The organism is Pseudomonas sp. 11/12A (genome assembly GCF_000800055.1).
In the GTDB taxonomy this organism is placed as follows: domain Bacteria; phylum Pseudomonadota; class Gammaproteobacteria; order Pseudomonadales; family Pseudomonadaceae; genus Aquipseudomonas; species Aquipseudomonas mohnii.
The window spans coordinates 6,055,639-6,081,650 of record NZ_JUGV01000001.1 but is presented as its reverse complement, the minus strand read 5'-3'; the positions used below and the strand labels follow the sequence as shown (position 1 = coordinate 6,081,650).

22 protein-coding genes are annotated in these 26,012 nt (G+C 60.9%); 10 read left to right on the top strand and 12 right to left on the bottom strand.

Annotated elements, in window-relative coordinates:
* Nucleotides 1–27: 27 nt before the first annotated feature.
* The 5 genes from ureE to GQ39_RS27775 all read left to right on the top strand — a co-directional run bounded on the left by ureE (nt 28) and on the right by GQ39_RS27775 (nt 3,738).
* Nucleotides 28–528, top strand: a complete 501-nt coding sequence (gene ureE, locus GQ39_RS27795) for an urease accessory protein UreE (protein WP_047536845.1) — start codon at nt 28–30, stop codon at nt 526–528.
* The gene (locus GQ39_RS27790) at nt 525–1,199 is read left to right on the top strand and encodes an urease accessory protein UreF (protein WP_047536842.1); all 675 of its coding nucleotides are present in this window, start codon (nt 525–527) and stop codon (nt 1,197–1,199) included. The genes ureE and GQ39_RS27790 overlap by 4 nt, the downstream gene beginning before the upstream one ends.
* Nucleotides 1,200–1,222: 23 nt before the next feature.
* Nucleotides 1,223–1,837 (top strand): urease accessory protein UreG, encoded by a 615-nt coding sequence (gene ureG / locus GQ39_RS27785; RefSeq protein WP_047536839.1) that lies wholly within the window; start codon nt 1,223–1,225, stop codon nt 1,835–1,837.
* Nucleotides 1,838–1,866: 29 nt separating this feature from the next.
* A complete protein-coding gene (locus GQ39_RS27780; protein ID WP_047536837.1) occupies nt 1,867–2,439 on the top strand; it encodes a HupE/UreJ family protein in 573 nt (190 codons plus the stop codon).
* A 165-nt stretch (nt 2,440–2,604) separates the two neighbouring features.
* Nucleotides 2,605–3,738, top strand: a complete 1,134-nt coding sequence (locus GQ39_RS27775) for an AGE family epimerase/isomerase (RefSeq protein WP_047536834.1) — start codon at nt 2,605–2,607, stop codon at nt 3,736–3,738.
* 120 nt (nt 3,739–3,858) lie between these two features.
* Here the strand turns inward: GQ39_RS27775 and GQ39_RS27770 are convergent, their stop codons facing one another.
* The 8 genes from GQ39_RS27770 to amaB all read right to left on the bottom strand — a co-directional run bounded on the left by GQ39_RS27770 (nt 3,859) and on the right by amaB (nt 13,868).
* On the bottom strand, nt 3,859–4,629 hold the full coding sequence (locus tag GQ39_RS27770) for an SDR family oxidoreductase (protein WP_047536831.1): 771 nt from the start codon (nt 4,627–4,629) through the stop codon (nt 3,859–3,861).
* A gap of 853 nt (nt 4,630–5,482) precedes the next feature.
* Nucleotides 5,483–6,199 (bottom strand): ABC transporter ATP-binding protein, encoded by a 717-nt coding sequence (locus tag GQ39_RS27765; RefSeq protein ID WP_047536828.1) that lies wholly within the window; start codon nt 6,197–6,199, stop codon nt 5,483–5,485.
* Nucleotides 6,196–7,071: an ABC transporter ATP-binding protein gene (locus GQ39_RS27760; RefSeq protein WP_047536826.1), complete on the bottom strand. Its 876-nt coding sequence runs from the start codon at nt 7,069–7,071 to the stop codon at nt 6,196–6,198. Before GQ39_RS27760 ends, GQ39_RS27765 begins: the two co-directional genes overlap by 4 nt.
* Nucleotides 7,068–8,351 carry a high-affinity branched-chain amino acid ABC transporter permease LivM gene (gene livM, locus GQ39_RS27755; protein ID WP_047536823.1) on the bottom strand — a complete coding sequence of 428 codons (1,284 nt, stop codon included), beginning with the start codon at nt 8,349–8,351 and terminating at the stop codon, nt 7,068–7,070. The genes GQ39_RS27760 and livM overlap by 4 nt, the downstream gene beginning before the upstream one ends.
* Nucleotides 8,352–8,354: 3 nt before the next feature.
* Complete coding sequence (locus GQ39_RS27750; RefSeq protein WP_047536821.1) at nt 8,355–9,269, bottom strand: ABC transporter permease subunit; 915 nt, start codon at nt 9,267–9,269, stop codon at nt 8,355–8,357.
* A gap of 171 nt (nt 9,270–9,440) precedes the next feature.
* On the bottom strand, nt 9,441–10,574 hold the full coding sequence (locus GQ39_RS27745) for an ABC transporter substrate-binding protein (RefSeq protein WP_047536819.1): 1,134 nt from the start codon (nt 10,572–10,574) through the stop codon (nt 9,441–9,443).
* Nucleotides 10,575–10,934: 360 nt separating this feature from the next.
* Complete coding sequence (gene amaA / locus GQ39_RS27740) at nt 10,935–12,218, bottom strand: L-pipecolate oxidase (protein WP_047536816.1); 1,284 nt, start codon at nt 12,216–12,218, stop codon at nt 10,935–10,937.
* 159 nt (nt 12,219–12,377) lie between these two features.
* The gene (gene amaB, locus GQ39_RS27735) at nt 12,378–13,868 is read right to left on the bottom strand and encodes an L-piperidine-6-carboxylate dehydrogenase (RefSeq protein WP_047536813.1); all 1,491 of its coding nucleotides are present in this window, start codon (nt 13,866–13,868) and stop codon (nt 12,378–12,380) included.
* A gap of 175 nt (nt 13,869–14,043) precedes the next feature.
* Here amaB and GQ39_RS27730 point away from each other — a divergent pair, with 175 nt between their 5' ends.
* From GQ39_RS27730 to nadE, 3 genes are all read left to right on the top strand, one after another.
* Nucleotides 14,044–14,955 carry a LysR family transcriptional regulator gene (locus tag GQ39_RS27730; RefSeq protein WP_047536810.1) on the top strand — a complete coding sequence of 304 codons (912 nt, stop codon included), beginning with the start codon at nt 14,044–14,046 and terminating at the stop codon, nt 14,953–14,955.
* Nucleotides 14,956–15,095: 140 nt separating this feature from the next.
* Nucleotides 15,096–16,319 (top strand): nicotinate phosphoribosyltransferase, encoded by a 1,224-nt coding sequence (gene pncB / locus GQ39_RS27725; RefSeq protein WP_047536807.1) that lies wholly within the window; start codon nt 15,096–15,098, stop codon nt 16,317–16,319.
* Between the two features lie 4 nt (nt 16,320–16,323).
* On the top strand, nt 16,324–17,151 hold the full coding sequence (gene nadE, locus GQ39_RS27720; RefSeq protein ID WP_047536805.1) for an ammonia-dependent NAD(+) synthetase: 828 nt from the start codon (nt 16,324–16,326) through the stop codon (nt 17,149–17,151).
* Between the two features lie 175 nt (nt 17,152–17,326).
* Here nadE and azu read toward each other — a convergent pair whose 3' ends face one another.
* Nucleotides 17,327–17,773, bottom strand: coding sequence for an azurin (azu, locus tag GQ39_RS27715; protein WP_047536804.1), 447 nt, complete (start codon nt 17,771–17,773; stop codon nt 17,327–17,329).
* 343 nt (nt 17,774–18,116) lie between these two features.
* On the opposite strand from azu, the gene GQ39_RS27710 reads away from it, so the two are divergent.
* Both GQ39_RS27710 and GQ39_RS27705 read left to right on the top strand, forming a co-directional pair.
* Entirely contained in the window at nt 18,117–18,704 is a 588-nt protein-coding gene (locus GQ39_RS27710; protein ID WP_047536801.1) for a TIGR00730 family Rossman fold protein, read from the top strand.
* Nucleotides 18,705–18,772: 68 nt separating this feature from the next.
* Nucleotides 18,773–18,952, top strand: coding sequence for a hypothetical protein (locus GQ39_RS27705; protein ID WP_047536798.1), 180 nt, complete (start codon nt 18,773–18,775; stop codon nt 18,950–18,952).
* A 220-nt stretch (nt 18,953–19,172) separates the two neighbouring features.
* Here the strand turns inward: GQ39_RS27705 and GQ39_RS27700 are convergent, their stop codons facing one another.
* The 3 genes from GQ39_RS27700 to GQ39_RS27690 form a co-directional block, all read right to left on the bottom strand.
* Nucleotides 19,173–20,063: a transglutaminase family protein gene (locus GQ39_RS27700; protein ID WP_047536795.1), complete on the bottom strand. Its 891-nt coding sequence runs from the start codon at nt 20,061–20,063 to the stop codon at nt 19,173–19,175.
* A complete protein-coding gene (locus GQ39_RS27695; RefSeq protein WP_047536792.1) occupies nt 20,063–22,549 on the bottom strand; it encodes a circularly permuted type 2 ATP-grasp protein in 2,487 nt (828 codons plus the stop codon). The genes GQ39_RS27700 and GQ39_RS27695 overlap by 1 nt, the downstream gene beginning before the upstream one ends.
* Nucleotides 22,550–22,638: 89 nt before the next feature.
* Nucleotides 22,639–25,911 carry a transglutaminase family protein gene (locus tag GQ39_RS27690; RefSeq protein WP_047536789.1) on the bottom strand — a complete coding sequence of 1,091 codons (3,273 nt, stop codon included), beginning with the start codon at nt 25,909–25,911 and terminating at the stop codon, nt 22,639–22,641.
* Between the last annotated feature and the right edge of the window lie 101 nt (nt 25,912–26,012).

Sequence of the window (26,012 nt, the reverse complement as noted above, 5' to 3'; positions counted from 1 at the left end):
GCATTGTCCATTGCTGGAAGCTTTCCGATGCTGGTGATTCACCGCAGAATCGACCCTCAACCCGTCTGGGCCGCCGAGTTGCACCTGACCTTCGAAGCCCGGAGCAAAAGCCGGCTGCGCTGTTTCAGTGCCGAGGGCGAAGACGTCGGTTTGTTTTTGGAACGTGGTCAGTCGCCTCTTTATGACGGCGAATGCCTGCAGGCCGAAGACGGGCGCATCGTCCGCGTTTGCGCCCGCCCCGAACAACTGCTGCACGTCACCTGCGCCAATGCCTTCGAACTGACCCGTGCCGCCTATCACCTGGGCAACCGGCACGTCGCCTTGCAGGTCGGCGACGGCTGGTTACGCCTGCTCGATGACTACGTGCTCAAGGCCATGCTCGAACAACTCGGCGCCACCACCGAGCACATCGAAGCGCCGTTCCAGCCGGAACACGGGGCTTACGGCGGAGGCCATCACCATTCGCGCCACGGCGATGAAGACTTCAACTACCCGCCCAAACTGCACCAGTTCGGCGTGCGCCCATGAACCCGGCCTGGGCGCTGCTGCGTCTGGCCAGTCCGCAATTGCCGATTGGCGGCTACAGCTATTCCCAAGGCCTGGAAATGGCCGTGGAGAACGGTCGCGTTCATGACCCTGCCAGTGCTCGGCGCTGGATCAGCGATCAGTTGCTGTTGAACCTGGCCCGCTTCGAAGCCCCGCTGTTACTGGCCCATTGCATGGCGGCAGCCGAGGACAACTGGAGCGAACTGCTGCAGTGCTGCGAAGAACACCGCGCCAGTCGGGAAACTCGCGAGCTGCATCAGGAAAGCCGGCAAATGGGCTACTCCCTGCAACAACTGCTCAATGGCTTGCCCGAACTCGATGCACCGGCCCGCACCTTCCTCGAACAACGCGCCGAACCGCACCTGGCCCTGGGCTGGGCGCTGGCCGCTCGCGCCTGGCATATCAGTCCGCAGGACGCGCTGGCCGCCTGGCTCTGGAGCTGGCTGGAAAACCAACTGGCGGTGCTGATGAAAACCCTGCCGCTGGGCCAGCAAGCCGCGCAACGCCTGACCAGCGAACTGCTGCCGCTGTTGCAGCAAGCCCAGCAGAACGCTACGCGAATCAACCCCGAACACTATGGCAGCGCCGCTTTCGGCCTGTCCCTGGCGTGCATGGCTCACGAGCGCCAGTACAGCCGTCTGTTCCGCTCCTAGGGCCCTTTATTTTGGAGAACCACATGAACACACAACCTCTGCGCGTCGGCATCGGCGGCCCGGTCGGTTCCGGCAAAACCGCCTTGACCCTGGCCCTGTGCCTGGCCCTTCGCGACCGCTACAACCTGGCGGTGGTCACCAACGACATCTACACCCGCGAAGACGCCGACTTTCTGGTGCGCAATGAAGCGCTCGCGCCGGAACGCATCATTGGCGTGGAAACCGGCGGCTGCCCGCACACGGCGATTCGCGAAGATGCCTCGATCAACCTCGAAGCCGTGGATCAACTCAACCGGCGCTTTCCTGGCCTGGACCTGATTCTGGTGGAGTCCGGCGGCGACAACCTGTCGGCCACCTTCAGCCCGGAACTGTCGGACCTGACCATCTACGTGATCGACGTGTCGGCCGGCGACAAGCTGCCGCGCAAGGGCGGGCCGGGGATCTGCAAATCCGACCTGCTGGTGATCAACAAAATCGACCTCGCACCGCTGGTGGGGGCATCGCTGACCTTGATGGACAGCGACACCACCCGCATGCGCAACGGCAAGCCTTTCGTATTCAGCAACCAGAAAACCGGCCAGGGCCTGGAAGAGATCATCGCCTTCATCGAGCGCCAGGGCCTGCTGACGGCAGCCTGATCATCACTTATCAACAAGGAAGCTTATCCATGACACTCAAACGCATCCTCGGCACCCTGGCACTGCTGCTGACCCCGACCCTCGCCTTCGCCCACCCTGGGCACGGCGACAACGGCTTGATCGCCGGCATCAGCCACCCGCTCGGCGGCCTCGATCACTTGCTGGCGATGCTGGCCGTCGGCCTCTGGGCGGCGCAGCAACAAGGCGCCGCGCGCTGGGTGCTGCCGTGCACCTTCGTCGGCACCCTGCTGATGGGCGGGCTGCTGGGCTTTGAAGGGCTGAACCTGCCGGCGCTGGAAAGCGGGATTGCCGCGTCCGTGCTGGCGCTGGGCCTGGCCGTGGCGCTGGCGGTGCGTCCGCCGTTGAGCGTGGCGGTGGCTGCAACAGCGCTGTTCGCGCTGTTCCATGGCGTGGCCCATGGCCTGGAACTGCCGGACATGTCGAGCCCCTGGACCTATGCCGCTGGTTTTGTAGTGGCGACAGCTGCATTGCATGCGGCGGGTTATGCCATGGTACGCGTGCTGCCCCGGGCAGCAGCGCCGTTGGTTCGACTGGCGGGTGCGGCTTCGGCGGCGACGGGAGTGTGGTTGTTGGCAGGTTGATTCTCTATAGCCTGTGATGGCCTCTTCACGAGCAGGCTCGCTCCCATATTGAAATGCCTGCCCCTGTGGGAGCGAGCCGGCTCGCGAAAGCGGCCTGACAGACAACACACCGCTCAGGCCTGCTAACATGTCGCGCAATCGCCCCTGCCGTGACGACGCCAGCCAATGCCGCATGTTTCCCGCTCCGCCTCCCAGCCTGAACTGACCGCCCTGTTCTCCTCGGTGCAACAGCACTTCCAGGACGTGATCGTGCCCCTCTGGCAAGGCCCCGGCTGGAATGCCGACATGGCGCTGCCCTATGAGGCGCTGGATGCCGAGCATCAACCTCTGCCCCCTCAGCGCTACCGGGCCATGGCCTGTGCGCGACAGCTGTACCTGTTTTCCAGCCTGATCGGCCAGGTGCCGGCCGCCGAAGAACGCGCGGCAGCCCTGTTCCGCTCTTTGCAGCGGCATTTTCACGACGCCGAGCATGGCGGCTGGGTTTACAGCATCGACCCGCACGGCGCGCCGCTGGATCAGCGCAAAGACCTCTACACCCACGCCTTCATTCTGTTCGCCTGCGCCCATTACTGGGACAAAGTGCGCGAGCCGCTGGTGGAGTCGGTGCTCAACGCCGCCCTGGAAGTGATCGCCCGGCGATTCGCCACGGGTGACGGCCTCTACGAAGCCAGCCTCGACCGCAACTGGTGCTCCCTGGGCAGCGGGCCGCTGCAGAACCCGTTGATGCATCTGGCGGAAGCCTTTCTCGCCACGCTCTCGGTACGCGAAGACCGCGCCGTGCAACGAGCACTCCTCGAGTTATGCACAGCCATGCAGAAGCGTTTCATCGATCCGCGACACGGCGTGTTGATGGAAAAACCGCTGGGCGCTGTGGATAACTGGTTTGAACCGGGGCACCAGTTCGAATGGTATTTCCTGCTGGAGTCATCGCCGCTGCTACGCGGCTCGACACTGCATGCGTCCCTGGAACGCGCCTTTGCCTTCACCGAACAACTGGGGGTCGATCAACAGACCGGTGCGGTGCGGGCCATGCTCGACTTCGGACCGGACGGCGGCTGTCGGGACGCCACACAGCGCATCTGGGCCCAGGCCGAATACCTGCGCGCGTTGACCCTGCGTCCGGACAGCGAGCCAGCGGTGTTGCGCCAGTTGCAGGCGCTGCAACAGCATTCGCTGCACTCGCGTGGCTGGTACGAGTGCCGTGACGAGCAGGGTCAAGTAAGCCGTCGGGACATGCCGTCGACCACGCCTTATCACTTGGCGACCTGTTATCGCGGGTTGGCCGAGTATCTCGCCTGACCGATAGATTGCTATCGCGGGCAAGCCCGCTCCCACAGTGGATTGTTGTGAGCAAAGATAGCTTGCACACCGTAATGCCCTGTGGGAGCTGGCTTGCCAGCGAATGGCCGTTACGCGGTCTTAAGCCTTGCCACCACTGCGATCAATGGCAAACCCGGCCCAGGTCTGGCTCACCGGCATCAGCTCCAGGCTGTTGATGTTGATATGGGCCGGCGCATTGAGGACCCAGAAAATGGTGTCGGCGATGTCTTGCGGCTGGATCGGATCGGCACCGGCGTAAGTGGCGTTGTAACGCTCCTGATCACCGGCAAAACGCACCAGCGAAAACTCGCTCTCGCACAGGCCAGGTTCGATGTTGCTGACCCGCACGCCGGTGCCTTGCAGATCGCAGCGCAGGTTCAGGGAGAACTGTTTGACGAACGCCTTGCTCGCGCCATACACGTGGCTGCCCGGGTACGGGTAGTTGCCGGCGATGGAACCCAGGTTGACGATGCCAGCCCCGCGACCATGGGCGATCAGGCGAGGCAGCAGCAGACGGGTGCTGTACATCAGGCCTTTGATGTTGGTGTCGACCATGGTGTCCCAATCATCCAGATCGCACTTGGGTGCCGGGTCAACGCCCAGGGCCAGGCCAGCGTTGTTGATCAGCCCGCGCAGCTTGGCGAAGGACGGCGGCAGGTTGGCGATGGCCTCTTCCATGGCCTTGCGGTCACGCACATCGAGGACCAGGCCATGAACCTCAGTCTGCTTCGACAGTTCGGCGCACAGCGCGTTGAGGCGTTCTTCACGACGACCGGTCAGCACCAGTTTCCAGCCGGCCTCGGCAAAACGATGGGCACAGGCTTCACCAAAACCGGAGGTCGCGCCGGTAATAAACAGGGTGTTGGACATCGTGTTCTCCTTGCTTCGGCTGATCGACAGCCATTGGAATAGAAAATCAGCAAGCAGCATGCCCGGCCTTGTCCACAGCGGCAACCACCACCCAACCTGTACAAAAAACGATCAGACCTCGTCACCCCTTGTCCAGCGTGGCCTGCAGACAGGTGCGCGCATGTTATCCACAGGTGGGTCCACAGTCTTTGGGGGCAAGTGTAAAAAGCTGAAAGCCGCTATCCACAAGGCTTTGCGACGGATTTTGAAATTTTTTTACTTGACCCTCATTGGTCTGCTGTGCACCAAAGGGCAAACAACCCGACCGGGCGGTCAAGTCGATGATGGCGCCAAGCCTCTAACTACGGCCTTTATCCGGGTCTTTCCAGAGTTTAGTCACAGACTTATCCACAGGCTTGTCCACGCCTTTTCGAGCGGTTTTCGACGCCAATAAAAAGGTTGACAAAGCGGCCTCATGGCTGCGCAAAAACGCCTGATCAAAAAACAACCACACGCCTGCAGGCCTCGAATTCAAAGGCGTTCAGCCAGCTACTCCCACGTTATTCACAGCCAGCTCCACAGCAAACGGGGACAAGTCAAAACCTCGGTAAAACAACTATTTGCAGCGGCTTTATGTCGCGCTTTCAGAGCTTGGCTAATTTGTTTTCCACAATTTCCCGAAGGCACACCACAGCCCACTGTAGGAGCGAGCTTGCTCGCGATGGACGTTAACGAAAACGCGAATATTCTGAATAAACGCGTAGTACTGAAGACCTTCGCGAGCGGGCTCGCTCCTACAAGGGATTGTGGCGAATTGGAGGTGTAAAAAAGCCCCGGCGATTGCGCGCCGGGGCTTGGATTACATCAGGTGGAATCAATGCCCGCCGAGATAGGCGTTACGCACGTCCTCGTTGACCAGCAGCTCCTTGCCTGTGCCAGTCATGCGAATCTCGCCGTTGACCATCACATAGGCCCGGTCCGAAAGCCTCAGGGCGTGGTTGGCGTTCTGCTCGACCAGGAAGATGGTCATGCCGGTCTTGGCCAGTTCCCGCAGGGTGGCGAAGATCTGTTTCACCACAATCGGCGCCAGCCCGAGGCTAGGCTCGTCCAGCAGCAGCAGTTTCGGGCGGCTCATGAGCGCACGAGCGATGGCGAGCATTTGCTGCTCGCCGCCGGACATGGTCATGGCGCGCTGGTTGCGCCGCTCTTCGAGCCGCGGGAACAATTCGAACATGCGCTGCATGTCTTCCTTGGCGTACTTGTCACCGATCGGGATGGTGCCCATCAGCAGGTTTTCCTCGACGGTCATGTCGGGGAACACCCGCCGCCCTTCCGGCGATTGCGCGATGCCGTTGGAGGCAATGTAGTGCGACGACTTTTGGGTGATGTTCACCCCCTGATAAATGATCTGCCCGTCCGCCGCCCGTGGCTGACCGAAGATCGACATCAGCAGGGTCGACTTTCCGGCGCCGTTGGAGCCGATCAGGCTGACGGTTTCCCCTTCGTTGATGTGCAGCGAGACTTTCTTCAGGGCCTGGATCGGCCCGTAAAACACGTCCAGATCCTTCAATTCGAGGATGGGTTGGCTCATAGCACCACTTCCTCTTCATCAGCGCCCAGGTAGGCCGCAATCACTTTCGGATCGTTACGGATCGCATCAGGTCCGCCCTCGGCAATGACAATGCCGTGGTCCAGCACCACGATGTGGTCGGAAATACTCATAACCATGCCCATGTCGTGTTCGATCAGCACCACGGTCAGATCGTGCTCGTCGCGCAGCAGCCGGATCATCGCGCTCAGCGCTTCGGTTTCCTGAGGGTTGAGGCCGGCGGCCGGTTCGTCGAGGCAGATGATCTGCGGGCGGGTGCACATGGCCCGGGCGATTTCCAGGCGACGTTGCTGGCCGTAAGACAGTTCACCGGCCAGACGGTTGGCGCAGTCCACCAGGTCCACCACTTCCAGCCAGTAGAACGCATGGTCCAACGCATCGCTTTCGGCCTTGCGATAGCCCTTGGTGTTGAGGATGCCGGCCAGCATGTTGCGGTTGACCCACATGTGCTGGGCCACCAGCAGGTTTTCCAGCACCGACATTTCCTTGAACAGGCGAATGTTCTGGAAGGTCCGCGCCAGGCCGGCACGGTTCACCAGGTGGGTGCCACCGAACGCCTTGTAGAACAGGCGACTGGCGAAGGATTTCGGCGAGACGAAATCGGTCGGTTTGAACGATTCGCCGAGCAACTTGATGACGTTGGTTTTCTCGCCGCGCACATTCAGTTCGATCTTGCCGCCCGAGGCCTTGTAGAACCCGGTCAGGCAGTTGAACACGGTGGTCTTGCCGGCACCGTTGGGGCCGATCAGGGCGAAGATCGAGTTGCGCTTGACCTGCAGGCTGACATCATTCAACGCCTTGATGCCGCCGAAGTGCATCATCAGCTTCTCTACGGAGAGTACGACTTCGCTCATGGCGCTACTCCTTTACGCGGGGTCACACCGGTACGGCTGATCCGAATCAGGCCGCGCGGTCGCCAAATCATCATCAACACCATCAGGATGCCGAACAGCAGCACGCGGTACTCCGCAAAGCCGCGCAGCAGTTCCGGGGCCACGGTCAGCACGAAGGCTGCCATCACGACACCGATGGTCGAACCCATGCCGCCGAGCACCACGATGGCGAGGATCAGCGCCGATTCGAAGAAGGTGAACGAGGTCGGGTTCACAAAGCCCTGGTACGTGGCAAAGAACACGCCGGCCAGACCGGCCGTCGAAGCGCCGATGGTAAACGCCGAGAGCTTGACCAATACGTGGTTCAGCCCCATGGAGCGGCAGGCGATTTCATCTTCACGCAGGGCTTCCCAGGCACGCCCCACCGGCATCTTGACCAGACGATGCTTGATGTAGAGCACAGCCAGCACCACCAGGAACAACACCGCATAGATGAAGTAGTACTTCACGTCCGGGTTATAGGCGATACCGAAGAACTCGTGGAAAGGCACCCCGCCATCCTTCGCCCGCTTGCCGAACTCGAGGCCGAAGAATGTCGGCAACGGTGCCGGCATGCCGTTCGGGCCACCCGTCAGGGACAGCCAGTTGTTGAGGATCAAGCGGATGATTTCACCGAAACCCAAGGTCACGATCGCCAGGTAGTCACCGTGCAAACGCAGCACCGGGAACCCGAGGATGCAACCGGCCAGACCGGCGGTGATCGCCGCCAGAGGCAGCACCGTCCAGAAACCCAGTCCCAGGTACTGATACCCGAGCGCCAGACCGTAGGCCCCGATGGCGTAGAACGCCACATAACCCAGGTCGAGCAGGCCGGCCAGGCCGACCACGATGTTCAGCCCCAGCCCCAGCAACACATAGATCAGGCCGAGGATAACCACGCCCAGCAGGTAGGAGTTGGAGAAGAACGGAAACACCACCGCGATGACGATCACCAGCGGGATGATCCAGCGCAAGCGGGATTTGTAATCGGGTGGCAGCACATGCACCCCGGAGCCGGTAGTTTCAAAACCTTCGAGGATTTTCAGGCCCTTCGGGGTTTGCAGGAACAGGCTCAAGACAAAGCGACCGGCCATGACGATGGCGACAATCCATGCCACCCGGGTCGTTTCCAGGTTGAAGCCGTAGCCGTCGAGCACGACGCCGACGATCGGTCCGAACACAATCAGGGCGATGAGACCGGCAAGAATCGCGTCAACCAGACTTTTTTTGACATCAATGGATTTTTTAGTGGTTGAAGACATCGCTTACACCTTCGACACAAGAGGACGGCCGAGCAGGCCTTGAGGCCGAAAGACCAGAACGAGAACCAGCAGCGAGAAGCTGAAAACGTCTTTGTAGTCCGAGTTGACCAGACCAGAGAACAGCGACTCGGAAATCCCGAGAATGATCCCGCCGAGCATGGCGCCAGGCAGCGAACCAATCCCGCCGAGTACGGCGGCGGTGAACGCCTTGATGCCGATGATGAAGCCGGCATAGAAGTCGAATGTGCCGTAGTTCATGGTGATCAGCACGCCGGCCAGGGCCGCCATCGCTGCACCGATGATGAACACATAGGAGATCACCCGATCGGTGTTGATCCCGAGGATCGAGGCCATCTTGCGATCTTGCTGTGTTGCGCGGCACATGCGGCCGAGCTTGGTGTACTTGATGATGTAGGTCAGCACGGCCATGCCGGCAAACGCAGCGACCAGAATGAAGACCTTGGTGTAGGTCAACTGCACGAAACCGGTGCCGATGTCGACGCGCCAGGCACCCGTCAGCAAGGTCGGTACACCTTGTTGCTTCGCGCCTTGGGCGATCTGTGCATAGTTTTGCAGGATCAGCGAAATACCGATGGCGCTGATCAGCGGTGCCAGTCGGGTGGAGTTACGCAGGGGTTTGTAGGCGACACGCTCGATGACCCAGCCATACACCGCCGTGACGACGATGGTGAAGATCAGAGTGCCGAGCATCAGCAGAGGGAAGGATTCAATACCGAAGTATGCCAGCAGAGCCAGACTGATTGCCGCGAGGTAAGCGGAAATCATGTAAACCTCGCCGTGGGCGAAGTTGATCATGCCGATGATGCCATAGACCATTGTGTAGCCGATGGCGATCAGGCCATAGACCGACCCGAGGGTCAGGCCGTTGACCAGTTGCTGCAGGAAAATACCATCCATAACGCAATCTCACGCATTTGAGAGACTGCACAGAAGCCGGTTGCGACGGACCGGGGTTCAGCCGCCGGCGCAACACGGTTGTGTGCAGCTCTACGAGAAAAGACAGGTACTGCACGGACATGTTTCAGGATTGCCCGACACCCAGGGCGTCGGGCAAATCAGCTGTTCATATCACTTCTGTTTTTCCAGTTGATGGTATTTGCCGTCCTTGTCCCACTCGTAAACCACGTAGTCGGAGACTTTCAGGTCGCCCTTGCTATCCCAGGACTTCTCGCCCATGACGGTCTTGACCGGGTGTGCTTTCAGCCATTTGGCAGCGTCCTCACCCTTGTTGGATTTGGCGCCGTTGAACGCTGCTGCCAGAGTCTGGACCGAAGCGTAGGCATACAGGGTGTAGCCCTCTGGCTCGGTGCCATGTTTGCGGAACTCGTCAACCACGGTCTTGCTGTCTGGCAGCAGGCGTGGGTCGGCGCCGAAGGTCATCAGCACGCCGTTGACGAATTGCGGGCCGCCAGCGGTGGTCACCAGTTCGTCGGTCACGATGCCGTCGTCGGACATGAACTTGACGTCTTTGAGGCCTTGTTCACGCAGTTGACGAACCAGAGGACCGGCTTCCGGGTGCAGACCGCCAAAGTAGACGACATCGGCGCCAGCACCGCGGATTTTGGTCACGATGGTGCTGAAGTCTTTCTCACCACGGGTCAGGCCTTCGTACAGCACTGGCGTCACGCCGCGCTTGACCAGTTGAGCCTTGGTGGCATCTGCCAGACCCTGGCCGTAGGTGTCCTTGTCGTGCAGCACGACAACCTTCTTGCCCTTGAGCACGTCGACGATGTAGTCACCGGCCACGATGCCTTGCTGGTCGTCACGACCGCACATACGGAACATGGCGCTCAGGCCGCGTTCGGTAACCTGTGGGTTGGTCGAGCCTGGAGTGATGGCGATGATGCCCGCTTCGTCGTAGATCTCGGACGCCGGGATGGTCGACGAGGAGCAGAAGTGACCGACGACGCCGGCGACTTTCTGGTTGGTCAGGTCCTTGGCGACCGTCACAGCCTGTTTCGGTTCGCAGGCGTCATCGCCCTTGACCAGTACGATTTTTTCCCCGTTTACGCCGCCCGCTGCGTTGACCGCATCGGCAGCTGCCTGCGCACCCTTCATGTACTGCTCGCCAAATGCCGCGTTGGCGCCCGTCATTGGACCCGCTACGCCGATCTTGATGTCAGCCTGAGCAAACGCAGAAACACCCAACGCAGTTGCCACTGCGAGGGCCAGAAAGCCTTTCTTGTAAAACGTCTGGGACATGAGGTGGTGCTCCAAGGTTTTTTTAGTTGGCACTGCGACTTCATTAATGCTCAGAGCAAGTGCCGTGCCATCGGTTTTTTATTCTGAAAAAAGTCGCTGCTTTATTGTTATTTTGACTGTTTCGATCCCATTTTCATTGGGTGTGCAACCGTCTAAACCGGAGAAGGTGAAACCTTTTATTTATTGAGGCGCAACCCTCCCGTGCCATCATTGCAACCCCTACACCAAACGGTGTGCAACCCGCCTGTAACAACGCACGTCACCGAACTGCACACTGCTGGTGCGGTACTGCTACAACCCGCACCATTACAGGCTAGTCGCTGCGCGAAAAAGCGCCGCTCTCCAGCACGATTTCAATCATCAAATGACGATCCGCAGGCACTGGCCCGCGTGATACAGCGAAAAGCCCGCCTCATAAAGACAACTGCGCAACCCGACCCCGGCCAATGGCTGCATGGGTGCAAAGGGAATCGGTAGCGCTTGAGGATTTCCGTTACACAAATAATCGGCAAAGGCTTTACCGACGACTGTACCCGTGGTCACGCCCCGGCCGTTATAACCGGTGACTGCCACTAAACCGGGCGCCGGTTCGAACAGACGCATCAAATGATCGGGGGTGAACGCAATGCGACCGGTCCAGGTGCACTCCCACTCCACCGGTTTGAGGTAAGGGAAGTAATGCTGCTGGACGCGATCGGCCCACGCCTTGAGGAACCAGGTCGGCTTCTGATTGCCGTTGCCCAGACTGCCGAGCAATAGACGGCCGTCTTTATCGCGGCGAATACTGCTGAGCACCTGGCGGGTATCCCAGGAACCCTGGCCACCCGGAAGAATGTGTTGCGCAGCCTCTTCCGTCAGCGGCACCGACGCCACCTGGTAGTAATAACCGGGGAAGAAATTGCGCCGTAATTCCGTCCAGTCGCCCTCGGTGTAAGCGTTGGAGGCAATCACCACTTGCTCGGCCAGTACCGAGCCCTGTGCGGTCTGCACCGACCAGCGCTGGCCCTGACGTTCGAGTCGGGTGACCGGAGAATGATCGAACAATTGACCACCGAGGCCGATAGCCGCTTTGGCCAGCCCCGTGGTGTAGGCCATGGGATTGACCGTGCCGGCACGCCGGTCGAGCAAGGCGGCGGCAATCTTTTTGGTGCCCGTGGCTTGTTCGCAAGCCTGCCCGGTCAGTAGCTCGACCGGCGCGCCACGGCGCTTCCACTGTTCTTCGCGACTGCGCAGATCCGCTTCACCGCGGGCGTTGTGCGCCATGTGCAACGTGCCTTCACGGCGTAACTGGCAATCGATGTTGTATTTGTCGACCAGGCTGAACACCAGGGCCGGTGCCGCACCGAGCATGCGGTTGAGCTGACTGCCGACCGCCTCGCCAAACCCGGCTTCAATGTCGTCCGGTGGAATCCACATGCCGGCATTGACCAGCCCGACGTTGCGCCCGGAACCGCCATGACCGGCGCGATGGGCTTCGAGCACGCAAACCGTTTTACCCTGCTCCAGCAAATGCACGGCCGCCGACAGACCGGTAAAACCGGCGCCGATGACGCAGACATCGACCTTCACCTCTCCCTTGAGCGCCGCGTTGTCAGGCCTTTGCGGCGTCAGTTTTTCCCAAAGACACTCTTCGCGTAACGGCATTGCCAGACTCCAACAGAAACCCAACAAACACACAATTCAACTGTAGGAGCGAGCTTGCTCGCGATGGACGTCAACGATGACGCGCGCTGTCTGGATGACTGCGTTGCCCTGACGTTTTTCGCGAGCAAGCTCGCTCCTACAAAGGGATCGACTCAAGCATCAGTCGAACGTAATACCCTGTGCCAATGGCAATTCCAGCGAGTAGTTCACGGTGTTGGTCTGACGGCGCATGTAGCCGCGCCATGCGTCGGAGCCGGACTCGCGACCACCGCCGGTTTCTTTCTCACCACCAAACGCGCCGCCGATTTCCGCGCCGCTCGGGCCAATATTGACGTTGGCGATACCGCAATCGCTGCCCACCGCCGACATGAACTGTTCGGCTTCACGCACGTCGGTGGTGAAGATGCACGAAGACAGGCCTTGCGGTACAGCGTTGTTCAAACGCAGGGCTTCGTTGAAATCGCTGTAACCGACCACGTACAGGATCGGCGCGAAGGTTTCGTGGCAGACCACGTCGCTCTGCTCCGGCATTTCGACGATGGCCGGGGAAACGTAGTAAGCGTTCGGGAATTTGTCTTCAAGCTGACGCTCGCCGCCGAATACCTTGCCGCCTTCGCTCAGGGCCTGCTCCAGCGCGTCCTGCATGTTTTCGAAGCTTTGCTTGTCGATCAGCGGGCCGACCAGGTTGCCTTCCAGTGGATGGCCGATACGCACTTTGGAGTAAGCGGCTTTGAGGCGGGTGACTATCTCTTCCTTGACCGATTCGTGGGCAATCAGACGACGCAACGTGGTGCAACGCTGACCGGCAGTGCCGACGGCGCTGAACAGGATGGCGCGAACGGCCATGTCCAGGTCGGCGCTTGGGCCGAGGATCATGGCGTTGTTGCCGCCCAGTTCCAGAATGCTGCGGGCGAAGCGCGCGGCGATTTTCGGCGCCACTTCACGGCCCATGCGGGTGCTGCCGGTGGCGCTGACCAGCGCGACACGCGGGTCGTCGACCAGGGCTTCGCCGGCATCGCGGCCACCGATGATGACCTGGCTCAGGCCCGCAGGCGCATCGCTGAAGTTCTTCAGCACGCGGTCGAACAGCGCCTGGCAGGCCAGTGCGGTCAACGGGGTTTTCTCCGATGGCTTCCAGATCACCGGGTTGCCACAGACCAGTGCCAGCGTGGCGTTCCAGGCCCAGACCGCGACCGGGAAGTTGAAAGCACTGATCACGCCGACGACGCCCAGCGGATGCCAGGTTTCGCGCATGTGGTGGCCAGGACGCTCGGAAGCGATGGTCAGACCGTACAACTGACGGGACAGGCCGACGGCGAAGTCGCAGATGTCGATCATTTCCTGAACTTCACCCAGGCCTTCCTGAGTGATCTTGCCGGCTTCCCAGGACACCAGCTCACCGAGATCGGCCTTGTATTCACGCAGGATGTCGCCCAGTTGACGCACCAGTTCGCCACGGCGCGGCGCCGGAACCTTGCGCCACAGCTCGAACGCATGATCTGCGCGACTGATGTGCTGCTCAACTTCGGCGGCACCTTCCCAGTTCACGGCGGCGATGCGGCTGCCATCGATAGGCGAATGCACCGGCACTTTGCCGTTCTGGTACAGGGCCGGGTTTACACCAAGACGATCAAGCAATGCGGCAACCATGGGTGACTCCTCAAGCAAAAAACGGAACGGGCGCAGCCGGAAAATCACGGCTGATCAGGCCTGTAGTTTTAGCTCCCCGGAGGTTACTCAACAAACGACCTTTAAGAGAGATATCATTCCGTTTATTCATGTTGTGCATTGCTGGCAATAAAGAGACAAGTACAAAGGATCGCCCATGCTGAACAAACGCTATTTGCCATCGATCGCTGCGCTGCAGTGTTTCGAAGCCGTGACCCGGCATCTGAGCTTCACCCGGGCCGCCGAAGAGTTGAATCTGACCCAGAGTGCGGTGAGTAAACAGGTCGCGCAACTCGAAGAGCTGTTGCAACACTTGCTGTTTCGCCGGGTGCGCCGACGCCTGCAAATGACGCCAGCGGGCGACTTGTACCTGGTCGAGGTCAGAAAAATCCTCACGCAAGTCGAGATGTCGACCCATTACCTGCGCTCCTATGGCGGTGAAACCGAAGTCCTGCGCGTTTCCACGCCACCGACGTTCGGCGCGCGCTGGCTGGTGCCACGCCTCAAAGGCTGGCGCCTGCGTCATCCATCGATTCACCTGGACCTGTGCAGCGAACAGGAGGCCGACGATCTGCTGCAAGGGCGCAGCGACCTGGCGTTCTACTTTGGCCAGGGCTCACGGCCCGGCACCGAATGCCTGAAGCTGTTCGGTGAAGAACTGGTGCCCGTCTGCGCCCCCGGCAGCCTGCCGGCCGAGCCGTTCACCGATCCCACGCAACTCACCGATCTGGTCCTGCTGCAAAACGCCTCGCGCCCCCAGGCCTGGCATGACTGGTTCGACAGTCAGGGCTACCACACCGAACATAGCTACCACGGCCCGCGTTTCGAAACCTTCTACATGTGCATCCGCGCCGCGCAGGTTGGCTGTGGCGTGGCACTGCTGCCACGGTTTCTGGTGGAAGAAGAGCTGGCGGACGGCAAATTGGTCATTCCCTGGAAGCATGCGATGCCCAGCACCGATGCGTATTACCTGGCGTACCCGGAGCATTCGGCGGAAGTGCCCAAGGTGCGGGATTTCGTGAAGTGGATGCTGGAGCAGGTTGATAGCCCGCAGCCGCCACCACTTTAGGCTTTAGCCATCCCCTGTGGGAGCGAGCTTGCTCCCACAGGGGATCTGTTGTGATCCAAGAAATCGCTGGCAATCCAGCCCTCTGATATGCGCCACTAGCGCCACCGATCAATACCGCTGCAACGCTGGAGAATCCCGTTATGAGCGAGAGTGTGTTTGCCGATCGCATCGTGCAGAACCTGCTCGACACCGACTTCTACAAACTGACGATGATGCAGGCGGTGCTGCACAACTACCCGAACGTGGAAGTCGAATGGGAGTTTCGTTGCCGCAACAGTGAGGATTTGCGCCCTTATCTGGCGGAAATCCGTTACCAGCTCGAGCGCCTGGCCGAGTTGAGCCTGAGCGCCGACCAGCTGAGTTTCCTGGAACGCATCAGCTTCATGAAGCCGGATTTCTTGCGCTTTCTCGGGTTGTTTCGCTTCAACCTGCGCTACGTCCATACCGGTATCGAAAACGGCGAACTGTTCATCCGCCTGCGCGGCCCCTGGCTTCACGTGATTCTGTTCGAAGTGCCGATGCTGGCGATCGTCAGTGAAGTGCGCAACCGCTACCGCTATCGGGAAGTCGTTCTGGAACAGGCGCGCGAGCAGCTTTATCGCAAGTTCGACTGGCTGACCGCCAACGCCAGCAGCGACGAGCTGTCCGAATTGCAGGTCGCCGATTTTGGCACCCGCCGCCGCTTCTCGTACCGTGTGCAGGAAGAAGTGGTGAACGTGCTCAAGCATGACTTCCCGGGACGTTTTGTCGGCACCAGCAACGTGCACCTGTCCCGGGAACTGGACATGAAACCGCTGGGGACCATGGCCCACGAATGGATCATGGCCCACCAGCAGCTCGGCCCGCGACTGGTCGACAGCCAGATCGCGGCGCTCGATTGCTGGGTCCGAGAATACCGTGGCCTGCTGGGCATCGCCCTGACCGACTGCATCACCATGGATGCCTTCCTCGGTGATTTCGACCTGTTTTTTGCCAAGCTTTTCGACGGCTTGCGCCATGACTCGGGCGATCCGGTGGTTTGGGCGGAAAAAGCCATCGCCCACTATCACAAGCTCGGCATCGACCCGATGAGCAAGACGCTGACGTTCTCCGACAGCCTGACACTGCCCAAGGCCCTGGAAATATTCCGCGCGCTGCGTGGGCGGATCAACGTCAGCTTTGGCATTGGCACCAACCTGACGTGTGACATACCGGGTGTCGAACCGATGAGCATCGTGCTTAAAATGACCGCCTGCAACGGCCAACCGGTGGCAAAGATCTCCGACGAGCCCGGCAAGACTCACTGCAAAGACCCGAATTTCGTCGCCTATTTGCGACATGTTTTCCAAGTTCCTGCCCTTCCCAGCGTATCTAGCAAGGAGTGAATTCATGCAAGCCGTACAGCGTGAGATTGCTGAACAGCTCAAGGTCCAACCGCCGTTTGCCGACGAGGCCGCCCTCAAGGCTGAAGTCGCCCGGCGGATTACCTTTATCCAAGACTGCCTGGTCAATTCCGGGCTCAAGACCCTGGTACTGGGCATCAGTGGCGGTGTCGACTCCCTGACCGCCGGCCTGCTGGCCCAGCGTGCCATGCGTGAACTGCGCCAGCGCACGGGAGACGACCAATACAAGTTCATCGCCGTGCGCCTGCCGTACGAAACCCAGTTCGATGAACACGACGCCCAGGCCTCCGTGGATTTCATCGATCCGGACGAGCGCCACACCGTGAACATCGGTCCGGCGGTCAAGTCGCTGGCCAACGAAGTCGCGGCCTTTGAAGGCAAGCACGCGGTCTCGGTGGACTTCGTACTCGGCAACACCAAGGCGCGGATGCGCATGGTCGCCCAGTACACCATCGCCGGCGCGGCCCACGGCCTGGTGATCGGTACCGATCACGCGGCAGAGGCAGTGATGGGCTTTTTCACCAAGTTCGGCGATGGCGCTTGTGATCTGGCACCGCTCAGTGGCCTGGTGAAAAACCAGGTCCGGGCGATCGCCCGCAGCTTCGGTGCGCCGGAGTCGCTGGTGGAGAAAGTACCGACCGCCGACCTCGAGGACCTGTCCCCTGGCAAACCGGACGAAGCGTCCCACGGCGTGACTTACGCCGAGATCGACGCCTTTCTGCATGGCGAACCGGTGCGCGAGGAAGCGTTCAAGATCATCGTTGGCACTTACAACAAGACGCACCACAAGCGGGTGATGCCGTTTGCGCCTTGATTCGTGAATGAATGAAAAAGCCCGCTGAAGTGTTGATCTTCAGCGGGCTTTTCTTTGGCCGCAGGATGCGGCGATGCAACCGGCCTCTTCGCGGGCAAGCCCGCTCCCACATGGAACACCACTGTACCTGTGGGAGCGGGCTTGCCCGCGATGAACGTTAACGCGGTGCTTCGGCTTACTTCAGCGTCACGGTGCCTTTCATCATCGAGATGTGGCCCGGGAACGAGCAGAAGAAGCCATATTTTTCAGCGGCGTCGAGCTTCGACACGTCGAAGGTCACCGAATCTTTCTCACCAGCGCCGATGACTTTGGTGTGCGCGATGATGCGAGCATCACCTTCTTTCAAGTAGTTCTTTTCGATACCGGCGCCCAGGCCGTCGGTGGCGATCGGCTGCATGTCGGCTTCTTTGCTCAGCACCCAGTTATGGCCCATGACGGTTTTCGGCAAAGCGCCGGAGTGGGTCAGTTCCACGGTGAAGGTCTTGCAGCTCTTGTCGATTTCAATGGCCTTGGTGTTGAAGGACATCTGATCAGTGGAGTCGATAGTCGTTTTGCACTCTGCAGCCATCAGTTGGCTGCTGGCCAGTGTCAACAGAGATACCGCAACGAGTTTGGCAAACATGGTGAATCTCCAAGGCAGGGTTAACAGAAATGCGAGTGGACAGAAGACTGCCTGAAAACTTCGCAAGTTCCTATGACCTGAATCAAAAATTGTATACAACTTTCGGGCTATGACACCCATCGAAACAATCTACCAGCCAGACCTCTGGGCCGGGCCTATGATCAGGCCATCACCCCCAACTGGAGCGTCTGCCATGTCCCTCAATAGCTTGTTGTGCAGCTTGCTTGCCGCCTACGCCTGTGGCGCCAGCGGCACTTACGAAACACCCAAGCGCGAAGTCTAGCCCTTGGAGCGTCGCGCGCCTGCCTTTACTCTGTGGCCCTGATCGACCATGGAGTAAGGCATGTCTTTAGTATCTGTTTGTGTATTTTGTGGTGCCAGCACCGGGACCCATCCCGCTTATCGGGAAGCGGCCGAGGCCCTCGGCCGGGCACTGGCTGAGCGTAAGCTAACGCTGGTTTACGGCGGCGGCGCTGTCGGACTGATGGGCATCGTGGCCGATGCCGCGCTGGCGGCCGGTGGCGAAGTCGTGGGCATCATCCCGCAAAGCCTCATGGACAAGGAAATCGGCCACAAAGGGCTGACTCGCCTGGAAGTGGTGGACGGCATGCATGCGCGCAAGGCACGGATGGCCGAACTCAGCGATGCCTTCATCGCCCTGCCGGGCGGCCTGGGCACGCTGGAAGAGCTGTTCGAGGTCTGGACCTGGGGCCAACTCGGCTACCACGGCAAGCCGCTGGGCTTGCTGGAAGTGAACGGTTTCTACAGCAAACTCACCGGTTTTCTCGATCATATCGTCGGCGAAGGCTTCGTTCGCGCAGCGCACCGTGACATGCTGCAGGTGAGCGAATCGCCAAAATCTCTGCTCGACGCCCTCGATCAGTGGCAACCCACCGTACTGCCCAAGTGGGTCGAGCAAAAACCCGACTAACGACTTGGCACCGATACAGGGCAGAATACGCGCCGCTCAACCTCACCTTCGACCCCAGAGGATCGCCCATGGCTAAACCCAACTACTCCTTCGCCAAACGTCAGCGTGACCTGGCCAAGGAACAGAAGAAAGAGGAAAAGCTTCAGCGCAAGAAAGCGATGGCTGAAGACACTGAACTGAACCCTGACGGTGAAGTCGCTGCAGAAGATGATGTTGATGCACCGAAAGATCAGGCGCCGGACGCCTGAGTCCCTCCGGGCCGGATGATCCAGTCAGGCCCACCGGATCTGTGTCCAGGGCTGGCAGCGTTGCTGCCGGCCCTCACAGACCGATCTGAAACACCCTATCCAGAACAGACCACGCACTAGCTTGCTCGCGATGATCGCCAACGGTGACGCGTTTTTATCTGGATTAACGTGGCACCCGTTGGCCCATCGCGAGCAGGCTCGCTCCTACAGTTGATCTTCATTATTCCAAAGGCATCACCGTGACGCGCACTTCCGGGTCATGGTTTCCTCCGCCCAGAATCACCCCGCGCAACGGCGAGACATCGGAAAAATCCCGGCCCCAGGCCAGCGTGATGTGCTCCAGCGCCGGTTGCACGTTGTTGGTCGGGTCAAAATCTACCCAACCCAGCACCGGGCAAAACACCGAAACCCAGGCATGGGACGCATCGGCACCGATCAGTCGTGGCTGGCCCGGTGGCGGTTGTGTCAGCAGGTAGCCACTGATGTACCGCGCGGCCAATCCACGGGAACGCACGCAAGCGAGCATCAGGTGGGCGAAGTCCTGACAGACACCCCGCCGACGCTCCAGCACTTCCACCAGGGGCGTCGCCACTTGCGTCGCTTCGGCGTCGAAGGTGAACTCACTGAAGATTTTCTCCATCAGGGCCTGAACCCCCAGCAGCAATGGCCGCCCCGGAGGAAAACAACTCTGTGAGAACTCGACGAAATTGCGCTTGAGATGCACGTAGGGTGATTCGAACCGGTAGCGGCAGGCGTCCAGGATTTGTGGGGACAGTGGCTGGCTGCTGTAGGTCAGCGCATTGCGGGTGTCTTCCCAGGCCGGAGACTGATTGAAATCCAGCACCGGCCGGGGCAGCACTTCGATCATAAGGCTCGCATTGACCAGCAATTCATCATGGGGACGTTCGAACGCCAGCCGGGTCAACGGATTGCCGAACACATCCAGCTCATCACGGCGCGAGGTCGGTTCCGGGCTGATCTGCAATTGCTGTGCGGTACAGCGCTGCCAGGCACAGGGGCGCGGCCACAGGTGCGCCAGTTGCTGGGCCAGGGATACCGGGCTGTCGTAGTGATAATGGGTGTCGTGCAAGATCTGGTAATGGGCACTCATCAGACGGACACCGTGCGTTGGCTGACATCATCGACATGGGCGAAATGGCGCAAGGCCAGGCGATCCGACACTTGCCCGCTGGCATCGGCGATTTCTTGCAGCAGATCGGCCAACCCCTCGATGGCGGCGCCCACGCTGGCGGCGCCAAACAACGGGTTTTCCAGGCAGCCCAGATCGAAGCGCCCCAGGCGCTCCACCAACTGCGGCAGGCCGGCTTCACGGGGCACGCCGAAATCGTCGTTCAGGCGTTTGAGCGTGCGGGTCACCAGTTTCAGCTGGAACAGCACGGCATGAGGGTTCTGTTCGTCGAGCAGCAACAGGTCGAGCACCGGAATCAATTGCGCCACCGCCAGGTAACGCGAACGGTAGGTAATGCTGCTGTTGCCCAGTTCCAGCAGCCATTCCAGCCCCGCCTGATCGAAGGCCCCGGCGCCACGCAGGAACGCCGCCAGGCTGCCACTGAGAAATTGCAGGCGCTCGATGCGCCGGCCGATCATCAAAAAGCGCCAGCCTTCGTCGCGGGTCATGTCGTCCAGTGCAAACCCTGACAATGCCGCCAGGGACATCACCAGTCGGTTGAGAAAATCCAGCAACTCACCGAAGTCCGGCTCTTCGGTTTCCAGCTCCATGGCTTCGCGCTGCAATTCCACCAGCGCCTGCCAGTTTTCCCGCGAGAGCTTGCCACGCACCTGCGAGGCCGCCCATTGCAAACGTTGCAGGTTGGAACGCAGGCTGAAGGGCCAGTCATCGCCCAGTATCGCGGCCAGCAAGCGCTCAGGCAGTTCGCCTTCTTCGGGCAGCAATATCAGGCGCTCCCCGAGATCGACCGCCGCGTCCAGCGCCTGCGGGTCATCGCCGTCGACATAGCGCGCCAGCATGATCCGCAACAACCGCGCACTGTCATCGCAGCGCTCGCAGTAGCGGCCGAACCAGAACAGGTTTTCCACCACCCGCGACGGCAGATACGGATCGCGGCGCACCAGATCATGCACGCCGATGTTGCGTTGGGCTTTCCATTGCTCGCCGCTCGGCGGCCGGTCGCCCAGGACCCAAGTGTCCTTGCTCGCCCCGCCGCGCTGCATCGACACCACTTCAGCGTCCGCCTCGGCGGCGACGCGGGTCAATCCACCGGGCAGGACTCGGTAACCATCACGACTGGCCACGGCGTACACACGCATGCCAATGGCCCGGGGTTGCAGTTGACCGTCCTCGGCCTGCCAGATGGGCGCCTGGGAGAGTTGAGCCAGTTCTTGCGCAACATAAGCGTAAGGACGCGCCTGCATGCGCTCAGCGAGCGATTGCCGCTGTTTTTCGCTCAGATCACGGCCAAATACCGGTGCAAAGCTCTGGGACGGAAATGCCGGTTTGATCAGCAATTCCGGCAATTTTTCCAGGGCCTGTGCCAGCACGGGCGCTTCGCCGCACCACCAAGTGGCGATGGACGGCAAAATCAGCTCTTCACCAAACAGGAACTGATTGATCTTCGGCAGGAACCCCAACAGTCCCGGCGATTCGAGTACGCCGCTGCCGAGGGCGTTGGCCACCAACACCCGCCCCTGCCGCACGGCCTCAAGCAAACCCGGCACACCCAGAGCCGAATCGGTACGCAGCTCCAGCGGATCGCAGAAGTCGTCGTCGAGCCGGCGCATGATCGCGTGGACCCGGCGCAGGCCACTGAGGGTTTTCAGGTAGACCGTGGCGTCGCGCACGGTCAGGTCGCCGCCCTCCACCAGCGGGTAACCGAGCTGACGCGCCAGGTACAGGTGTTCGAAATAGCTTTCGTTGAATCGCCCCGGCGTCAGCAACACCACCAGCGGCACCTCTTCATCGCTCGGTGCCTGGCGCGCCAGGGTTTCCTGGAGCGTGCGGAAGAACCCGGCCAGGTGCTGCACCTTCAAATCGCGGTACAACTCGGGAAAGGCGCGGGACACGATGGTGCGGTTTTCCAGCGCGTAACCGGCCCCGGACGGTGCTTGCGTGCGGTCTGCCGTCACCCACCAGCGACCATCGGGGGTGCGCGCCAGATCCACGGCATACAAATGCAGAAAGGCCCCTTCAGGCGGATTGATACCCTGACAGGGCCAGAGGAAGTTGTTGTGGCCGAATACCAGCTCCGCCGGCAGCAAGCCTTCGGCGATCAGGCGTTGCGGGCCGTACAGGTCGGCCAGCACGGCATTGAGCAATCGGGCGCGCTGGGCGATGCCGGCCGACAGCTGTTCCCATTCATCGGCGGCAATCACATGGGGCAGCAGGTCCAGCTCCCAGGGACGATCGGCGCCCTTGGGGTCGGCGTAAACGTTATAGGTGACACCGTTTTCATGAATCTGCCGGGCCAGCAGTGCCTGGCGCTGCACCAGTTGCGCAGGCGTGCTGCGCTGCAATTGGTCGAACAACCGTCGCCAGTGCGCGCGCACGGCGCCGCTGTCGTCGAGCAGTTCATGATAAGTGCCCGCCGTCAGCGGGTAGCGGTCAAGCAGGTCAGGCATTGGAAAGCTCGGCAGACAGCAGGGAAAGGTCAGACTAACGCAGGCTCATGACGCCCGGATAGACGAAACATCCGGGCGTCGCGTACGGTTTAGAAACGTCGTAAATCGAGCGTCATCGGCAGTTCGTCGTTAATTTCCAGAATCGGCACAGGAAGTTTCCCGGGGGTGTGTCCGATCCGGAAGAAGCGCGCCATCCGGCGGCTCTCGGCCTCGTTGGCATTGACCGGCAAGCTGTCGTAGTTGCGCCCGCCCGGATGGGCCACGTGATACTGGCAACCGCCCAGCGAACGCCCCATCCAGGTGTCGAGCAGATCGAACACCAGCGGCGCATGCACGGGAATGGTCGGTTGCAGGCAGTTGGCCGGTTGCCATGCACGGAAACGCACCCCGGCGACAAACTCGCCGACGCGCCCGGTGGGCTGCAGCGGCACCGGGATGCCGTTGCAGGTCAGTAAATAGCGCTGCGGCGGCAACCCGTTGAGTTTGACCTGCAGACGCTCCAGGGACGAATCCACGTAGCGCACCGTGCCACCGACCGCGCCCTCCTCGCCCAGTACATGCCACGGCTCAAGTGCCTGGCGCAGTTCAAGCGCAATGCCACTGACGGCGTAATCGCCGACCTTGGGAAAGCGGAACTCCAGATGCGCCGCAAACCACTCGGCCCGCAGCGGATAACCGGCGGCGTTGAGGTCGACAATGACGTCGGCGAAATCCTGCTCGATAAAGTGCGGCAACAGGAACCGGTCGTGCAGCTCCGTGCCCCAGCGCGCCAGTTTCGGCGGTGCATAAGGCTCGCGCCAGAAACGTGCGACCAGCGCCCGCAGCAGCAGCTGTTGAGCCAGGCTCATGCGTGCGTGAGGCGGCATTTCAAAGGCACGCAACTCAAGCAATCCCAAGCGACCCGTTGCACCGTCCGGCGAGTAAAGCTTGTCGATGCAGAACTCGGCGCGGTGAGTGTTGCCCGTCACGTCGATCAACAGATTGCGCAGCAACCGGTCGACCAGCCACGGCGCGCATTCCTCGCCGGGTTGCGGCATCTGGGCGAAGGCGATTTCCAGCTCATACAGGGCATCGTTGCGCGCTTCATCGACCCGTGGCGCCTGCGATGTCGGGCCGATGAACAGCCCGGAAAACAGGTAGGACAAAGACGGGTGGTTATGCCAGTAGCTGATCAGGCTGCGCAACAGATCCGGACGCCGCAGGAACGGTGAGTCGGCCGGTGTCGCGCCACCCAGTACAAAGTGGTTACCGCCACCGGTGCCGGTGTGGCGGCCATCGATCATAAATTTCTCGGTGGTGAGCCGGGTTTGCCGCGCCTGCTCGTAAAGGAATTCAGTGCGTTCGACCAATTCATCCCAGGTGGCGGACGGCTGCACGTTGACCTCGATCACCCCCGGGTCCGGTGTGATGCGGAAGTTGCTCAAACGCGGATCGCTCGGCGGTTCATAGCCTTCCAGCAATACCGGGCAATGCAGCTCTTCAGCGGTGGCTTCAATCGCAGCGACCAGTTCGAGGTAGTCCTCAACCCGCTCCAGCGGCGGCATGAACAGGTACAACCGACCTTCCCGCGCCTCGGCGCAGAAGGCGGTGCGGGTCAGCCAGCCGGCGGATTCGTCGATTTTCGGCGCACGATCGGCCACAACGGCAGGGCCCTGGCTTTGCAATTGAGCGGTGTCAGGCAATGCCGGGAAATCCTGGTTCGGGTCCTGCGGATGAATGAACGGGTATTCCGCGGCTTTCACCCAGGGCTGCGAGCCGAGGGGCAAGCGATAGCCCAGCGGTGAATCCCCTGGCACCAGGCGACAGTGCTCATCGCGCAGGTACCAGCGCCCGCTCTGCCACTGATCGCCCTTGGCGGTCCGCGCCAACGGCAAGACCTGGCCAATCACCTTATCCAGGCCCTGGCTGAAGACTTTACGCAGTCGCGCACGCTCCAGCGGTTCCTCGAGACGTGAATCTTCGGCGCTGACGTTCTGCGGCAATGTGCCTTCGCGCCAGAGGTAATAGAAATTGTCTTCGTAGGCGGGGAACACAAAACGTGTCGGAATTTTCAGGCGTTCGGCGACACTCGCCAGGAATCGCCCGGCCAGTTCGCCATCAGCGCCATAGTCTTGCTGCTCGTCGGCGATCAGCGCGGGGTTGTGCCAGATCGGCACGCCATCGCGGCGCCAGTAGCCATTGAGCGACCAGCGCGGCAATTGCTCGCCGGGGTACCACTTGCCCTGGCCGAAGTGCACCAGCCCTTTGGGCGCGTAGTGCTGACGCATGCGCTGGAACAGTTCGGCAGACAGGCGACGTTTGTCCGGCCCCAGCGCCGCGGTGTTCCACTCGGCACCGTCCGGGTCATCGATGGAGACGAACGTCGGCTCGCCGCCCATGGTCAGGCGGACATCGCCTTCCAGCAGGTCGGCATCGATCTGCCGGCCCAGGCTCTGAATCGCCAGCCACTGCTCTTCGGTGTAGGGCTTTGTGACCCGAGGCGCCTCCCAAATCCGCTCCACGGACATTTCGTGGCTGAATTGACACTCGCACGGCTCCACCAGGCCACTGATCGGTGCCGCGGAGGACGGATCGGGACTACAAGCCAACGGAATATGGCCTTCACCGGCAAACAGCCCCGAGGTCGCATCCAGGCCGATCCAGCCGGCGCCGGGCAGATACACCTCGCACCAGGCGTGCAGGTCTGTGAAATCCACATCCGTACCCGAGGGACCGTCCAGGCTTTTGACGTCGGCCGTCAGTTGGATCAGGTAGCCGGAGACAAAACGCGCGGCCAGTCCGAGGTTACGCAGCAGTTGCACCAGCAACCACGCGGAATCGCGGCAAGACCCGGAGGCGTGTTCAAGGGTGTGCTCGGGCGTTTGCACGCCCGGTTCCATGCGGATCAGGTAGCCGATGTCTTCGCTCAGTCGCTGATTGAGCGCGACGAGGAAATCCACAGCGGGTAACGGTGTGCGGTCGATGCCCTCCAGGTACGCCTTGAACTTCGGCGTCAGCGGCAAGGTTTCCAGGTAGGGAGCCAGCTCCTTGCGCTCATCGGCGGCATAGGTGAACGGAATTTTTTCCGCGTAGGGCTCAAGGAAGAAATCGAACGGATTGAACACCGCCATTTCCGCCACCAGGTCGACTTCGATCCGCAGTTCATCGGTTTTTTCCGGAAACACCAACCGCGCCAGGTAATTGCCCTGGGGGTCCTGCTGCCAGTTGATGAAGTGTTGCTCGGGCGAAACCTTCAGCGCATAGGACAGAATCCGCGTGCGACTGTGGGCGGCCGGACGCAGGCGAACGATCTGCGGACCGAGCTCAACGGCACGGTCGTAGCGGTAATGCGTAATGTGATGCAATGCGACATGAATCGACACGGCGTGCCTCCTGCGAGCCCTAAGCGTATGTGAAAGCGCGCAAGACTTATGCCACCCAGCAGTGCTGGCGCTTTCTCCGGTTACTGGAGGCAGTACAGCAC